General features: G+C 42.5%; 15 protein-coding genes. 3 read left to right on the forward strand and 12 right to left on the reverse strand.

Going from position 1 to position 14,847, the window contains the following annotated elements:
- Positions 1 to 238: 238 nt before the first annotated feature.
- Entirely contained in the window at positions 239 to 532 is a 294-nt protein-coding gene (locus D6V41_RS07700) for a co-chaperone GroES (protein WP_136250899.1), read from the forward strand.
- A gap of 60 nt (positions 533 to 592) precedes the next feature.
- Positions 593 to 2,230, forward strand: a complete 1,638-nt coding sequence (groL, locus tag D6V41_RS07705) for a chaperonin GroEL (protein ID WP_136250900.1) — start codon at positions 593 to 595, stop codon at positions 2,228 to 2,230.
- Positions 2,231 to 2,405: 175 nt separating this feature from the next.
- Here the strand turns inward: groL and D6V41_RS07710 are convergent, their stop codons facing one another.
- The 11 genes from D6V41_RS07710 to D6V41_RS07760 all read right to left on the reverse strand — a co-directional run bounded on the left by D6V41_RS07710 (position 2,406) and on the right by D6V41_RS07760 (position 11,804).
- Positions 2,406 to 3,245 carry a hypothetical protein gene (locus D6V41_RS07710; RefSeq protein ID WP_136250901.1) on the reverse strand — a complete coding sequence of 280 codons (840 nt, stop codon included), beginning with the start codon at positions 3,243 to 3,245 and terminating at the stop codon, positions 2,406 to 2,408.
- A gap of 314 nt (positions 3,246 to 3,559) precedes the next feature.
- Entirely contained in the window at positions 3,560 to 4,219 is a 660-nt protein-coding gene (locus D6V41_RS07715; protein ID WP_241664494.1) for a hypothetical protein, read from the reverse strand.
- Positions 4,220 to 4,266: 47 nt separating this feature from the next.
- Complete coding sequence (locus tag D6V41_RS07720; RefSeq protein WP_136250903.1) at positions 4,267 to 5,055, reverse strand: hypothetical protein; 789 nt, start codon at positions 5,053 to 5,055, stop codon at positions 4,267 to 4,269.
- On the reverse strand, positions 5,052 to 5,405 hold the full coding sequence (locus tag D6V41_RS07725) for a cupredoxin domain-containing protein (protein ID WP_136250904.1): 354 nt from the start codon (positions 5,403 to 5,405) through the stop codon (positions 5,052 to 5,054). Before D6V41_RS07725 ends, D6V41_RS07720 begins: the two co-directional genes overlap by 4 nt.
- The gene (locus tag D6V41_RS07730) at positions 5,389 to 6,720 is read right to left on the reverse strand and encodes a sensor histidine kinase (RefSeq protein WP_136250905.1); all 1,332 of its coding nucleotides are present in this window, start codon (positions 6,718 to 6,720) and stop codon (positions 5,389 to 5,391) included. The genes D6V41_RS07725 and D6V41_RS07730 overlap by 17 nt, the downstream gene beginning before the upstream one ends.
- Positions 6,720 to 7,379 carry a response regulator gene (locus tag D6V41_RS07735; RefSeq protein ID WP_136250906.1) on the reverse strand — a complete coding sequence of 220 codons (660 nt, stop codon included), beginning with the start codon at positions 7,377 to 7,379 and terminating at the stop codon, positions 6,720 to 6,722. The genes D6V41_RS07730 and D6V41_RS07735 overlap by 1 nt, the downstream gene beginning before the upstream one ends.
- Positions 7,380 to 7,388: 9 nt before the next feature.
- Complete coding sequence (locus tag D6V41_RS07740; protein WP_241664465.1) at positions 7,389 to 8,042, reverse strand: tetratricopeptide repeat protein; 654 nt, start codon at positions 8,040 to 8,042, stop codon at positions 7,389 to 7,391.
- Positions 8,043 to 8,128: 86 nt separating this feature from the next.
- Positions 8,129 to 8,914, reverse strand: a complete 786-nt coding sequence (locus D6V41_RS07745) for an SDR family oxidoreductase (protein ID WP_136250907.1) — start codon at positions 8,912 to 8,914, stop codon at positions 8,129 to 8,131.
- 11 nt (positions 8,915 to 8,925) lie between these two features.
- Complete coding sequence (locus D6V41_RS07750) at positions 8,926 to 9,597, reverse strand: iron-containing redox enzyme family protein (protein WP_136250908.1); 672 nt, start codon at positions 9,595 to 9,597, stop codon at positions 8,926 to 8,928.
- 12 nt (positions 9,598 to 9,609) lie between these two features.
- Positions 9,610 to 11,067 (reverse strand): AMP-binding protein, encoded by a 1,458-nt coding sequence (locus D6V41_RS07755; RefSeq protein ID WP_136250909.1) that lies wholly within the window; start codon positions 11,065 to 11,067, stop codon positions 9,610 to 9,612.
- Positions 11,055 to 11,804: a thermostable hemolysin gene (locus D6V41_RS07760; protein ID WP_136250910.1), complete on the reverse strand. Its 750-nt coding sequence runs from the start codon at positions 11,802 to 11,804 to the stop codon at positions 11,055 to 11,057. Before D6V41_RS07760 ends, D6V41_RS07755 begins: the two co-directional genes overlap by 13 nt.
- A gap of 170 nt (positions 11,805 to 11,974) precedes the next feature.
- Here D6V41_RS07760 and D6V41_RS07765 point away from each other — a divergent pair, with 170 nt between their 5' ends.
- On the forward strand, positions 11,975 to 12,547 hold the full coding sequence (locus D6V41_RS07765; protein ID WP_136250911.1) for a GspH/FimT family pseudopilin: 573 nt from the start codon (positions 11,975 to 11,977) through the stop codon (positions 12,545 to 12,547).
- A gap of 55 nt (positions 12,548 to 12,602) precedes the next feature.
- Here the strand turns inward: D6V41_RS07765 and D6V41_RS07770 are convergent, their stop codons facing one another.
- A complete protein-coding gene (locus D6V41_RS07770; protein WP_136250912.1) occupies positions 12,603 to 14,762 on the reverse strand; it encodes a right-handed parallel beta-helix repeat-containing protein in 2,160 nt (719 codons plus the stop codon).
- Positions 14,763 to 14,847 lie beyond the last annotated feature (85 nt).

Raw genomic sequence — 14,847 nt, forward strand, 5'->3', positions numbered from 1 at the left:
TTATAAGCACAAACCCAAGCAAGCACAAACCTAAGGCACGACAGGAACATTGTGAGTGAAAAATCAGTACGAAATAAAAAAAAGCAAAAATTTTTTTATTTTTTGACTTGAGATCCCTATAGCTATCCCCACTTAGCTTAGCAGTTAAGCATTCACATCATAAAGATGTGTCAACCCCACTCAGATTGAGTGTTTATATAAATACTAATCTTTATTGGAATTTTCAGGAGATTTGAAAATGGCAATTCGTCCTTTACACGACCGCGTCATCATCAAGCGCGAAGAAGTAGAAAGCAAATCCGCTGGTGGCATCGTGCTAACTGGCTCAGCAGCAGAAAAATCAACGCGCGGTAAAGTTATCGCTGTAGGTAACGGTCGCGTGTTAGACAACGGTGATGTTAAAGCGCTAGACGTAAAAGTAGGCGACTCTGTAATTTTTAACGATGGTTACGGCGTAAAAACAGAAAAACTGGACGGCGAAGAAGTGCTTATCCTTAGCGAAAGCGACATCTTGGCAGTGGTAGAAGACTAAGCGCCTACCGCTTACGTAAACATCAGATTCGAAAATCAAAGTATTTAGAGGATTAAACACATGGCAGCTAAAGAAGTTCGTTTTGGCGACGACGCTCGCACAAAAATGCTCAAAGGCGTTAATGTTCTTGCTAACGCAGTAAAAGTAACCCTTGGTCCAAAAGGCCGCAACGTTGTACTAGACAAATCATTCGGCGCACCTACTATCACTAAAGACGGTGTATCGGTAGCAAAAGAAATCGAATTAGAAGATAAATTCGAGAATATGGGCGCACAAATGGTTAAAGAAGTTGCGTCTAAAGCAAACGACGAAGCCGGTGACGGTACTACTACCGCAACGGTTCTTGCACAAGCGATTGTTACCGAAGGTTTGAAATCGGTTGCAGCGGGCATGAACCCAATGGACCTTAAGCGTGGTATTGATAAAGCGGTTATCGCAGCCGTTGAAGAGCTTAAAAAGCTTTCTACCGATTGTGCAGACAGCAAATCTATCGCTCAGGTAGGGACTATCTCTGCAAACTCTGACGAAGTAGTAGGCGACATCATTGCAAAAGCAATGGAAAAAGTGGGTAAAGAAGGCGTAATTACCGTTGAAGAAGGCCAGGCACTTCAAAACGAGTTAGACGTGGTTGAGGGTATGCAGTTTGACCGCGGTTACCTTTCTCCTTACTTCATCAACAATCAAGAAGGCGGCACAGTTGAACTAGAAAGCCCCTACATCTTGCTTGTTGACAAGAAAATCTCAAACATTCGTGAATTGCTTCCTACATTAGAAGCTGTTGCGAAATCATCTAAGCCTCTTTTGATAATTGCAGAAGATGTTGAAGGTGAAGCACTTGCCACGCTAGTGGTAAATAACATGCGTGGCATTGTTAAAGTGGCTGCGGTTAAAGCCCCTGGTTTTGGCGACCGTCGTAAAGCAATGCTACAAGATATCGCAACACTCACTGGCGGTACCGTAATTTCTGAAGAAATTGGTTTAGAGCTTGAAAAAGTGCAGCTTGAAGACTTAGGTACAGCGAAGCGCGTTGTTATCAATAAAGACAACACAACCGTTGTAGACGGTGCTGGTGAGCAGGACGCAATTGAAGGGCGTTGTAATCAAATCCGTGCTCAGATTGAAGAATCAAGCTCTGATTACGACAAAGAAAAGCTTCAGGAGCGCTTGGCTAAACTAGCTGGTGGTGTAGCCGTAATCAAAGTTGGTGCTGCCACTGAAGTTGAAATGAAAGAGAAAAAAGCACGCGTTGAAGATGCACTTCATGCAACGCGCGCCGCGGTTGAAGAAGGTGTAGTCCCAGGTGGTGGTGTTGCATTAGTACGCGCTGCTGCTGCCCTTGCGGACTTAACTGGTGATAATGAAGACCAAACGCTTGGTATTAAACTAGCGCTACGCGCAATGGAAGCACCGCTTCGTCAAATCGCTAGCAACGCAGGTGCTGAAGCTTCCGTAGTTACCAATGCAGTTAAAAACGGCGAAGGTAACTTTGGTTACAATGCTGGCAACGACACTTACGGCGATATGATTGAAATGGGTATTTTGGACCCAACTAAAGTAACGCGCTCTGCATTACAATTCGCCGCTTCTATTGCAAGCTTAATGATCACTACCGAAGCGATGGTAGGCGAATTGCCAAAGGAAGACGCACCAGCAATGCCTGATATGGGCGGCATGGGCGGAATGGGCGGCATGATGTAAGCTGACCGTCATTCCCGCGAAAGCGGGAACCTCCCAAACAAGACCCCTTGAGACTCTGTTTCAAGGGGTTTTTCTTTGGACTTCTCGTAGCGATGCGACATAAATCACTCTCAGATATACACAAAAAGTCTGACACATTGCTAAAATAATAAGTATCTGAGACAAAAATAGATGCTTAATGGGTTTTAAAAACTCTACGGGCAGTCACCCCTGCCACCCCTAACATAAACAACAGTGCGGTAGCCGGAACGGGAACTTCATTTATCGCAATAGGCTCGCCAAAGATAAAGTCATCCATGGCGACATTCCCGCCTCCAAGCGTAAAGGAAACACGAGCAATGGTTGGTGCATCAAATATTAAACCTAAAAAAGAAAACCCGATATCATTACCAGTCGCAACATCTCGTTCAGCTAATACATTATCGTATTGGTCGTAGAATATCATTGAAGCGATGTCGGGAACTTCAACATCCAAAAAGACAACGCCCAAACCAGAACTCAGAGCAGGTGTGCTTTGGTCAGCGGGGTCAAAAAACAGCACATCAAAAGTGTCACCGCCAACTTGACGAAAAATGCGCTCTGCCGAAAAAGCCTGAAAATCTGTGGGTAGGCCAAACAATGGATCTATGCCCGACGCTTCAGTGGCACTTAGCTCAAAGCCTGTAGTATCTCCGGTTTCACGAAATTCGATTCCGCGTGCCCGTGGCGCCGAGTCACCGTTGAAAAAGTCTCCGGGAAAGGGATTAGGATCCGAAATTGAGTCGGGAGCGGCATCCCAATCAATCTGCCTACGACCATTAGGATCACCATTTACCGGCGCATTTGCATTGAGTGGTCCTAAGATATCACGAAAATCATCTACTGTTGGACGCAGTTCATCAGCGGTATCAAAATTTACGTTTACTTCATGGATAATCGTGGCAGGGCTTGCAATTATCGAAGCGTTCGCGTTGCTTACACCTAATAATGTTGCGCTAAGTAACACTATGGATGAAATACTTTTGTAAGAAGTCATACTTTTTCCTTGTTGAATAACATTAGTTCATTTTTGCTGTTGAGTAGATTGTGGGCAATTCGCAGTTCATTGGTTTTTGCACCTAAAAGCACAAGACCTCAAAATGATGCAGCGAATGCTTACCTCAACTTACGCAGGAAATTTTTGATAGTTGCAGCAGTTTTAAAATCAATGCAAAAATAATATTCAACTTGAAAGGGGTATGGCTTTTGATTACATAGAAGGTATTCTCGGTCGCGGGCTCTACGCGCCTGACCTATCGCAGTTGGTCAAGCCAATAAACTGATTTAAGTATAAATACAACGGTCACTCAATTAGAACTCGTACTCAATAGCAAAACGAAATGTATGGTTTTTACCCGAATGCGCTATTTCAGTAATAAAACCGGCATCCCACTTAATTTGCTTTTGACCTTCTATGCGATAAACGCCCATAAAGCCAGGACCAATCCCTATAAAATCTTCGCCAGCATAAATTTCAATTGAAGGCTGTATTTCAGGCAAGTATCGGTATCGGTATTGTAATCGAAACTCACTTTCCCACTCACTTTCAATACTCTCGCCCCACTCTCGAATAGCAAAGAGATTTAAAGTAAGACTGGTTCTGCCAAGTTCTTTTTCAAACAAAAGGCCAAGAGAAGCTTCATAGTTATCTTTTGCGTCTTGTTTTTCGAGCTCTAGCACCCAACCCCAGTCGGCCCAGTATTGACCTTGCTGCGTCATCATCCAGCGAGTTTCAATTTCGTAACCCGATAATTCAAAATCGTTTTGCTCATTACGCGTTCCTATGGCATAAAATTCAAGCGCAACTGTTTCCCAAAATGCATGCCCGTAACCAAATCGTTGAGTCAGTAAATTAAACTCATCTGTTTGACTTGACATAAAACGCCATTCAAACTCTCTTTCGTTGGCTGTAACGTATGGATGATAAACTTTGTCCACTACCATTCCATCGGCGGATACCTTGGTGATCATGCCGAAGGTAAAAGCGAGAAATAAGCTGATAAGAAGGCATATTCGGTTCATTTTTGGTTACCCTCGCGATACGCGGATTGATCTTGCCTATCTACAAGTATTTTTAATAAAAGCGGCAATAGAAAAGTGATAAGGTAAAGCCCAATTAAGCGGACGTTAGGGGATGATTCGTAGCCTATTAAAGCGTGAAGCGCATGGCCATACTCTGACGCGTTGCTAATCAAAGCTTGCAGACTGAAAAGCGCGGGCGCGTCATCAATTATGTCCACTTGCGATAACAAACCAATTACCTGACTGACCTGACCGGCCAAAAAAGCAAACCACAAGCCATAAAAGAACACGGACCTGCCAGACAATAACAACTCAGAGAGGATAAATCTGAGTAAAACGGTAAAGCTTATGCATATCCCCAAGCCCAAAATACAGGCAATGAGAATGCTTGGCAGATTATCTGAATACTGCGCAAAAACGCCAAAATAAATCAGGAACTCCGCGCTTTGGATCGCGGTAAATAGCACGAGGGAAATGCCCAGTAATAACGCGCGCAAGCCAGACGTAAGGAACTGCGTAAACACTGTAATCAAAACTAAACTCAGCCAAACGAATATCAGCGCGGCAGCGCTTGATAATTCAATTCCACGCCCTTCAAAAATCTCACTTATGTACTCGGTAGTGACGTAAATCAAAAGCGTAGCAACTACAGTGCCTACACTTATCAATTTCTTCCAGAAATGCGAAAACAGATTTGTGTTTATGGGCATATTGCTGATGTATGCAAACAAGATAAAAATAGGAAGTAAATCTCGTAAAAAGATAACGACAGTGTTGGAGATCATAGGCTTTCTTCCTCTACTATCACATATCCTCTGGCAGAGTTAGGGTGATATTCACCAAAAAATTCGTAGCGGCCAATCGGCAAGGGGCCTATAAAAATGCTAGCTTCACGTTGAGCAAAAATCACTCGTTCACGATTCAAGTCAAAACTATCAAACTCCTCAGCAGTTTCGTCTTTGTTCTCAATAATAATTTTCACTTTTGTATTAGGAGGAATACGCAGCTTGCTTGGTGAAAAGACATGATTTTCAAGCACCAAGCGATAGATTGGTGTTTCAGCTAGAGCGGGCCTGGCAAACATAAAGGCGCTCAAGCAAATAAAAGCACCTAATTGTTTACCGCGAAACTTCATCTATATCACCATGTGCCGAAAAACGAATACAAGTTTTCAAGCCTCCTAACGCTGATTTAGAACAGCGTATTTCTCCTTTGTGCAACGATACAATATGTTTTGCAATAGATAAGCCCAAACCAGAGCCTTTTACGCGAGATTGTTCACTGTCTATTCGATAAAAGCGTTCAAATATCTTATTAAGAACTTCATCTTTTAAGCCTTGACCAGAATCTTCGATACAAATATCTACATATTTTTCATTATCGGCCTCATCAGAGGCCAGAGAGACCAAAATCCGGCTTCCGATACCACTATATTTAATGGAATTTTTAATGATGTTTTCAAACAAAGTAAACAGAGCAAAATACTCTCCCATCACTGTAGCATCTTGCCCTTCAAGCGAAATTGTTTGTGAGTTTGCGTCAATTTGATGAAAATTTTGTGCAATAATTTCCTGTAAAAGCAGTGCCAGGTCTACGGGCTTTAGTTTTTGTTGAAATTGCTCAGGTGCAAATCGGTACAAGGCAATCATTTGTTCTATAACATGAGCTTGTCGCTCAATATTCGCTTTAAGCTCATCGATTAATTCGCCAGTTAAATTACCGGCATTAAACTCTTGTTCGATGTTGTGAGCGGTTAAACTTAACACACTCATTGGTGTTCTAAGTTCGTGAGCAGCGTTTGCACTTATCTGTTTTTCTCTTTCAAACGCTTGATCAAGTCGACTGAATAAGCTGTTGAGTCGATGTATTACAGGTTTTAACTCCTCAGGAGGTGAAGGCACGTCTATTTCAGACAAATCATCCGCGCTTTTTTGTCTTAACTGTGTCGATAAAAATGTTAGGGCACCTAAACTTTTTTGAATGATGTAGTAAATCAGTATCGCAATCAGTGGAATAGCCAGAATGATTGGCTGGAGGGTGACTAACAATATTTCTTCTGCTGAATTACTCCGCAGGTTTAAGGGCTGAGCTACAATTACCAATGCATAGTCCGATTCGGTGGCATAGGTTCGCCACCGTTGTCCGAAAAAAGTGGCTTCGCCAAAAGTATTTTTATTCACCCTGATTGGATCTTTTGGTGCATTTTGACTGGCACTTATAACCTGCTCGTCCTGAATAAGCTGAAATACAATATTGCTGTCGATACTTGATGGAAAAGTTGATTCCTTTCCTGTCATGCTCGATAGAAAATTTGCGACGGATAGCAGTTCTTGATCAAACACAGTATCCAGTTGATTCAGGCTATTTCGATAACCCTGAAGTGCGGCAAAAAAGGTCGCTAGTATGACGGTCGAAATAATAAGACTCGTCAATTGCTTTTTTATCGACACTAAGGTTTTCTCACTATGTATCCGACTCCGCGGATGGTTTGAATAAAACCGTCGGGGAGTTTTTTTCTTAAATTGTGAATATGCACTTCTATGGTGTTACTACTGACTTCTTCACCCCATTCATAAAGCTTGCTTTCCAACTGATTTTTTGACTGAATTCGGCCAGCATTCTCAATAAGTGTTCTGGCGATCATGTACTCTTTGCTTGAGAGTTTCAATTCTTCGTTATTAATAAAAACGAGCTGTGCCTTGGTATCCAAGCTGAGCGAGCCAATCGTAATTTTTGATGATAAGCCTGTGCCCAGCCGTCGTTCGATCACGCGAATGCGTGCAAGCAGTTCTTCTATATTAAAAGGTTTGGCAAGGTAGTCTTCAGCCCCTAGATCCAAGCCTTTGACTTTACTATCAATCCCGTCTCTTGCTGTAAGGATCAAAACAGGTAACTCACAAAGCGTGTTTTTAAGCTGCTGAAGAACATCGAGGCCATCCATATCAGGTAAACCTAAATCGAGTATTACCATATCCGTATCTTCAGGATGCGCGGCAGTAATGGCTAGCTTGCCTGTTTTAACCCAGTCCACCACATACTTTTCACGCTTTAGGGACTGCTTTAGTCCCTCAGCGAGCGGAATATCATCCTCAACCAATAAAATTCGCATTTGCCTCTTTTACTTTTTCGATTTGCTTTCAGTTTTGGCTAACAGCGTTTGTACTTCAGCACGACGAGATTCATCTGCTAACGGACGTTCAGGACGCGCTGGCGCTTGAAGCGCAAGGAGTAAATGCGCTTTCGCTTTTTCATATTGACCTTCATCAAATAAAAATTCAGCGTAAAAATAATTTGGGTCAATGCCGGTGGGATTCATGGCAAGTGCCTTTTCCAGCAAAGCCTTTGCCTCGTCATCATCACCAAATGCAATAGGCCAGCCTGGAACTTTATGATAGAGCACGCCCAAACTGGTATATGCCGATCCATCTAATGCACTTTCGTCTATTTCCAAAGCTTTTTCAAACCATTTTTTAGCTTGCTTGGCATGTGAAAGTGCACCTAAACCACCTTTCGCTCCCGCATAGCTCGACTCAATAATGCCATACCAGACAAAAGGCTCAGCCCTCTCGGGGTAAGCGCTCTGAAACGCTTTAACCTGGTTTACAAGCGCTTCAAACCCCTTTTCTTGTGCATCATCTGCCAATGTATAATTAACTCGCGCCCATTCGTGCTGAATGTTCAAAAGCTCTTTATCAAAGCTTACTGATGTTTGCGCGAGCACTGATTGACTCATTAACAGACCAAAAAACAGTGTTAAACAATAATTCTTCATAAGTGTTCCTCTTTTTTAGCAAAAATGGTATTTGCCTCGTGACGTGTGAAATACAGACGCCAAGACCAGTATTTGTTAACAAGCATTCACAGAAATTGCTTTATCAACGGTAATTTCGATTTCATTGCTTTATCAACAAGTTTAGGCAAGACGGCATTTACTTTTACAAACAGCTTTTCTGGCCAACCAACGGTTGCCTCCCGTTTATGACTTTGTAAAAATTGGATAAACTCATTGGCCACAAATTCGGGTGTATCTACGGTGTTTTTTAAGGCCCGATTCATTTGCTGAACTTTGTCTGAATTAATGCTGGTGTGAGTTGCCCGTGGTGCAAAGTAAACAAAGCGATATTGAGAGTCAGCGTATTCGCGAGATAAACTCTCGGTTAATCCTCTAAGGCCAAACTTACTGGCGCAATAGCCGGCAAATCCCGGATAACCAATGTAGCCAAATGCAGAGCCAATATTTACAATGCTAAATGTCTTATTGTCTGCTCTGCTTGCATTTGCTCGGTGAGCGTTCAAAAACGCTTGAATGAACAACATCGGTGATAACAAATTTGTGGTGATAAGCTGCGTAAGAGAAGCCTCATCTGTTTGCTCGTAAGCTGAAAACTGCGAAATGCCAGCCGCATTAACGAGCAAATCGAGTTCACTGTGAGCACTTATTACATCGACAATTGCGTCGCGGTCTTTTTGACGAGTCAAGTCACCAGGTATAACGTCACTTGGTCCATGCAGTTTGCATTGTAAACCCCTTAACTTTTCCTTATTTCGACCTTGCAATAGTACCTTGTAACCATTTAAAGAAAGAGCCTTGGCAATCTCCGCGCCAATTCCACCCGATGCACCAGTAATCAAACATGTTTTCATTTTCTTCTTCCTTAGGCCGCTATTGCGTTTGCGTCAGATGCACTTAAGCTTCTAAACATATTGCCGTAAAGGATAAAGAATTTTTTCGCCGAATTGAGAACAAGCTCTTGCTCTTCGTTGTCGTCAATTTTATTCATTAAACCTTCAAAAAATTTAACGTGTTCAAGATCTAAACTTCCATGAGAACGCAAATAACTAAACGCTTTATCAGGCAAATTCAGCGCCTTTTGAATACTTTGCGCGGCATTATCAGCCATTGCTATACTGGTGCCCTCTAGCACATGAACCATGCCGAAAAATGTAAGGGGACTGATGCGAGAAATCGCGTCATAGGCATATGACACCATTAGTTCAGTCGCAAAATTAGCTTCACTTTTTCGGGCCTCTTCTTTATTAAAGCCGCATTGAGCAATGTCGTTTAATACCCATTCTTGATGGCCTAGTTCTTCCTCAATGTATTCTGCAACCGCTTCACGCAACCATTCTTTGTTATCAGGCAGTTTTGCGCCGACGGCCATGAGCAATGGAACCGTATGTTTTACATGATGATATGCCTGCGTTAAAAAAGCAGCGTAATCACTAACTTGAATATCTCCTTTAAAACACCGTTGAATGATAGGGGATGAAAGCAGATAATCTCGTTGCTCTTGTGTTTCGTTTATTAATCTTTGATAAAGGCTCATATGAAATAACTCCTAGACGCAAGTCTGGCGGTAGACCTGCTCAATTTGAGATTGGTAATAGGTGTAAATAGCATCCCGCTTTGGTCGCATGTTTTCGGTATAAAGGCCTTTAGCAACAGTCATAGGTGACTTTAAATAAATTATGGCCTGAATTTGTGCGTAATCGGGTAAGCTGTGATTGACTTGCGCAATTGCAGAATCAAGAAGGTTTTGTTTTATCGCTTTGTCTAAAGGAACGAGTAGCGCGCTTAGAAAAGGTTTGGCATCGCCAATCACTACAGCCTGAAAAAACAGGCCGGTTGCGAGCAACTCAGACTCAATCCACTCTGGAGAGATATTGCGTCCGTATGAGTTGACCAAGATATTCTTGATACGCCCTTGAATAAATAAATTGTTGTCTCGAAGTGCTACAAGATCACCAGTATAGACACTGCTTTGTCCCCACGACTGAGGCGCGTTCAAGTAACCTAAAAAAGCGTTACCAGTGACAATTAATTCTCCTTTTTCTTGACGCAACTTCAGATGAGGTAAGCATTTACCGCAGCTTCCACTGTCATCGTTCAAATGACTTAAACTAACTACAGAGGCACATTCTGAAAGTCCGTAGCCCTGACATACGGGTAAGCCAAACGCTCTGGCTCGCTGAATTTGCGCATTCGATACTTTTGCACCACCTACCGCAATAAATTTAAGGGAAGAGGGTGCTTTAAATCCTTTTGCACATGCATTGATCAAAAGTTGTAGCAATTCAGGAACCAAAATGAGGCTATTTGGCTGATGGAAAGTAATGCATTCAAGCAGTTTTTCTATGTTATTAACCCGACTGCCTGAAAATCCTCGTTCTTTGTCACTGGCTAATATGACTGTTCCACCGGCAAGCAAGGGTGCGTAAATTCCAGCAATGTTTTCGAGCAAAGTGGGCAATGGTAGCAGGCAAAGATGTTTTGGCTTGCTTATCGCGATAACTTCTACCAGAGATTTTGCAACGGTGTATTGGTTAGAGAGGCTCAAACAGACGCCTTTTGGTTGGCCGGTTGAGCCAGACGTAAAAGTGATTTTACTGGTATCTTTGGGTACATTTGGGCGGGTAGCAGCATCAAGTCGCTCTGCTTTAAGTTGTAGCGTGCAAAATGGAATGGCTTTGCCAAGCCCCAGATAAACTGAGCTGAAAATTACATCAGCGTGAACGGCTGAAAGTACTTGCGCAAATTGTTCGTCACTAAAAAATAAAGGAATGGGCGTAAACAGAATGTCAGCTTTCTGGCATGCTAAATCCAGCAAGAGCCAATCGATAGAGTTCTCAGCGTATATCACAACGCTTTGCACTGATTGCCCGGTCAAGCTTTGAGCAAGGGCTTCTACTTGCTTGATGAGCGCTTCATAGGTCAGCGTAGAGCTATCATCACAAACAGCAATTGACTCAGGTGGTTGCGAATTAATTGCCAGCATCAATGGGTTCAATTTCTGCATCCCTCTGATGTGCCATAGTATGTTTCAATTTGTTTGGCAACGCGTTTTATTCGGGGGATAAGTGCATTGAACATGTCGTGGTAGGCTTTTGTTCGATTAATAGCGTGGATAATTTCTTTCGTTGAAATAGCCACTACCCGAGGTTGTGTTAAGTAATAACTGCCCCAGTTATTAATGTTGCCAGCCAGCTTTTCTGCTTTCGCTTCTGCCAGTTCATGCAAGGGTATACCTGCGCCCTTGATAATATCTTGAACCCGCTGAGTTGCACAAAATGTTAAATAACGGTATTCGTTCATAAAGAGCGAGACGCCGCTTGTAAGCAAAAGAGGCAATGCAAACCTATTCGTATTACTAAACAGGTGTCCAACTTCGGCAATCTGAGATCGTTGAACTAAGCGATTGATGCCTGCAAGCTCTGCTTCGATTGGTCGCTTCAGATATTGTTCAATGAAAAGCCGGTCGTTTGCACTTCGAATACCAAGTGCGGCTTTATATTCTCCGCGTCTTATCGCGATAAGTATAGGCATTGAGATTTTAATATTCGCACCATATACCCTTAAAAATCCATTTTTGATGAAGCGCTCTACGTTAGCGCGATCGCTCGTTTTCTTTTGATAGGCTGAAATCTCGAAAGCATATTTAGTTGCCTTTGCACACTTGCTGTCTGTCAGCACAATATTGTTCTGCTGCAATTGTGAGGGCATTCCATTATGTTTGATTTCAAACGAAGACTGCATTTTTCGCTCCCATGGACATCATGCCAGTCACTTTAGAGGATGAACCTTAGGAAAAGCTTAAGACAATAAAAATAAATGAAATGATTTAAAACGCATCTATAAGCCAGTTATCTATGCGGTGCAAAAGACATAAACTTTTCTTTCAAGGACGACAGAAGAGGACGTAAACTGTGCCTGCGATTAATAAGCGAGCAATTAATTACCAAGGGCTGACCATACTAGAGCTACTTATTACCCTTGCGATTGCCAGCATTGTATTTATGTTTGTGATACCGGGAGCCGGTGATATTTTAAAGCGCAGTCAAATGGTGGCTGAACTTAACGATTTAAATGCAGCGCTGCGTTATGCGCGATTTCAGGCAATTGACACTCACGCATGGGCGACCGTTTGTCCCGCCGAAGATTTAAAAACCTGTGATGTATCTGATTGGAATCAAACAAAAATTGTATTTGCAGATGATAATTTCAATGATAAACGCGATGAGGATGAAACGCTTTTTCGCGTTATCGAGCCTGTCAACAAGGGCTTTAAAATAGAAGGTCCGAGGCGTGTGATTCGTTTTTATGAAGAAGGTATATTGGGAAGCCCGGCCAGTCTTCTAATTTGCAGTAAAGATGACCGCACGCAGTTTAACAGAGGCTTATTTATTAGTTTACAAGGCCGAGTTCGCTTGAGTAGAGACGAAAACAAGGACGGTATCCATGAAAGAAGCGCAGGACGACCAATTATCTGTTCTTCTTGACGCTGTGACCATTCTGCGTGAATCTTATGCGCCCGCCTCGCAACGGGCACATGCCTTAAAGGTGTGAAGTGGCTAAATTACTTCCAATCAGGACTTTCTTATGAGAATCATCAGGGTTTGGTGATATTGAGTCGGCCTCAAACGCTAAGCTTAACTTTTCTATTTTTAGAGTCGACTCAAGGTTTCTATCGTTGTCTAAAATTAGGACAAGCGAAGTGAATGCGTTGTCGATAAAGTTTGATACATCGATTGTTCCTCTTAAGCTTGTGCTATTTGAATATAAGCTTCTGTCACCGTAGTTTTGGGTTCCGGCAAGCTGTATTGTTCTGCTTCTGCTTGGGTCGGTATCGTTCTCAAACGCAAAACCTACAATTTCTGGCATTTCGCCTAGCACACTAATTTCATAGCTAAGGCTGAGAGAATCATTTGATGAAACCTCAGAAGGCAGCGGAAATTCTAACCAGGTATTGCCTCGTAAAAACAGCGATGAATCGCTTACAAAGTGATCGTTATCTTCATCCTGGCTGCCATAAGAAATAAGTTGTTCAGCTCCTTGAATCACCGACAATTCAATATTCGAGTCATCGGACTGTAATCGACTGAAGTTAGGAATGACATCGTTACCTTCTATATCTAAAATGACATTATCCTGCTCAATAAGCCTGTTTATGGCCTCTAAATTACCACTAAGTGGATGAAGCTTTTCATACATATCGTCCAAGTACAGCTCTATATTTCCAGTAGTAAGATTAATCACGGCATCATTACTGTAGTGATTGCCAGTGTAGGCTTCTCTGTCATAAGACGGATAGCCCCTGTTGCTTCCATTAAACCCTGAAATTGCATAAATATTGTTTTGTGAGTTGACCCAGAATGTTGAATCTCCTCTTATGCGCCCTGGCGCAATGCCGTTGCCGCCTGTGTAGACTAAATTATGATACAAAAAGCTCTGTCCTTCTGGCGCAGCAAACAGGCCACCCATTTTAAACGCGGCCCATTTTGAATCTCTATCATCACCTAAATCATGGATCGTATTGTTGAAAATGAAGCTAGGACCATGCATATTGGGTGCAAGGCTGATGCCGCAATAACCTTGTGTTATTTCATTGTCGTAAACCAGGACATTGTGCTGCCCCCCATCGAGCTCTAGAATATCATCGTTTGCATACGCCAAATAGTTTCCGTAAATGGCAGAATCTCTAATAAACCCGCCGGTTCTGCTGACATTTGACCGACTCTCAATGACATCGTTGAAACGTTTGTCCTCACTGCCGTAAAAGCGGTTGTTGCGAATAATATATTGTCCTTGCAGTGACGGATTGTTGTGCTTTGCGTTTACTAATAGGGCTGAGGAACCATTAGGGTGCCCATAACTCCAGTTGTTAGCTCCCATATTTGGAGAAAATATTTCGCAATTCTCTACGGTTACCACGCCTGAGCGCTGCAGGTAGATCCCGGCATCGTAATTAATTGGGTTTGTACTTGTTTCATCTTCATATCCCAGTCCGTCTCTATAGACTGTTGGGCTTCGACCAAAGCCACTAATACGACAATTATCAATCCAAATATTGCTGGCGTTTGAAGCGAAAATGCCAAATCGGGCCGCGTGTTCGATGGTAATGTTTTTAAGGAGGACATATTCCAAAGCACCAATGGAAACAGCAAATGTTGAATCTTCGTCGCCCTCAATTACCACGTTACGACCGTCAATAACGGTGTAAGCTTCTGGCGTGCCAGAACTTACAAACTGCTCAAGATCGATTGAACCTCCCGTGTAAAAATCTTCCAAATATAGAACGGTGGGAGCAAGCGCCGGATAATCAACTCGCGTCAAAAAATGTAAATAATGGACCTCAGTTGAATCAGCTGAATCCACAGTCAGTCGCACATCGTAATCCGTTGATGCCTGCAAATGAACCATGCTGGTGGTAAATGCAAAATTCACTGAATCCCAGATAAACTCGTGTGCTGGCCGCCAATGTGTCTCGGTTGATGCCTTGTATTCTATTCGTAGAACATCGCTTTCGTTGTACTCAAAAAATGTCAGACTCGCTGAATGAATAAGCGGCGTAATTGTATAGCGGTCTGCATCAATGGTTGTACCTTGAGAAACAAGCGCTGTCGTGACTGAATGGACGGGGCTCGAATAAACAGTTGAACAAATAAAAACAGTAAGACTGAAACAGATAATGATAAATTTGGAATAATAAGACATACGTATCAATTGGCTCGAACTTTTCCAGAAGGTTTGATTTGAAAGCCATTACAACAAACTCACTCTTGAGGTGTAATCAACAGTT

It is taken from the genome of Ningiella ruwaisensis, from assembly GCF_004798935.1.
GTDB lineage: Bacteria > Pseudomonadota > Gammaproteobacteria > Enterobacterales > Alteromonadaceae > Glaciecola > Glaciecola ruwaisensis.

Excerpts from the sequence above, each read along its gene's own strand:
- D6V41_RS07770 (WP_136250912.1), bottom strand. The coding sequence starts at position 14,762 with ATGTCTTATTATTCCAAATTTATCATTATCTGTTTCAGTCTTACTGTT.
- D6V41_RS07710 (WP_136250901.1), bottom strand. The coding sequence starts at position 3,245 with ATGACTTCTTACAAAAGTATTTCATCCATAGTGTTACTTAGCGCAACA.
- D6V41_RS07755 (WP_136250909.1), bottom strand. The coding sequence starts at position 11,067 with ATGCAGAAATTGAACCCATTGATGCTGGCAATTAATTCGCAACCACCT.
- D6V41_RS07715 (WP_241664494.1), bottom strand. The coding sequence starts at position 4,219 with ATGATCACCAAGGTATCCGCCGATGGAATGGTAGTGGACAAAGTTTAT.
- D6V41_RS07720 (WP_136250903.1), bottom strand. The coding sequence starts at position 5,055 with ATGATCTCCAACACTGTCGTTATCTTTTTACGAGATTTACTTCCTATT.
- D6V41_RS07740 (WP_241664465.1), bottom strand. The coding sequence starts at position 8,042 with ATGAAGAATTATTGTTTAACACTGTTTTTTGGTCTGTTAATGAGTCAA.
- D6V41_RS07700 (WP_136250899.1), top strand. The coding sequence starts at position 239 with ATGGCAATTCGTCCTTTACACGACCGCGTCATCATCAAGCGCGAAGAA.
- D6V41_RS07725 (WP_136250904.1), bottom strand. The coding sequence starts at position 5,405 with ATGAAGTTTCGCGGTAAACAATTAGGTGCTTTTATTTGCTTGAGCGCC.
- D6V41_RS07750 (WP_136250908.1), bottom strand. The coding sequence starts at position 9,597 with ATGAGCCTTTATCAAAGATTAATAAACGAAACACAAGAGCAACGAGAT.
- D6V41_RS07735 (WP_136250906.1), bottom strand. The coding sequence starts at position 7,379 with ATGCGAATTTTATTGGTTGAGGATGATATTCCGCTCGCTGAGGGACTA.
- groL (WP_136250900.1), top strand. The coding sequence starts at position 593 with ATGGCAGCTAAAGAAGTTCGTTTTGGCGACGACGCTCGCACAAAAATG.
- D6V41_RS07760 (WP_136250910.1), bottom strand. The coding sequence starts at position 11,804 with ATGCAGTCTTCGTTTGAAATCAAACATAATGGAATGCCCTCACAATTG.
- D6V41_RS07745 (WP_136250907.1), bottom strand. The coding sequence starts at position 8,914 with ATGAAAACATGTTTGATTACTGGTGCATCGGGTGGAATTGGCGCGGAG.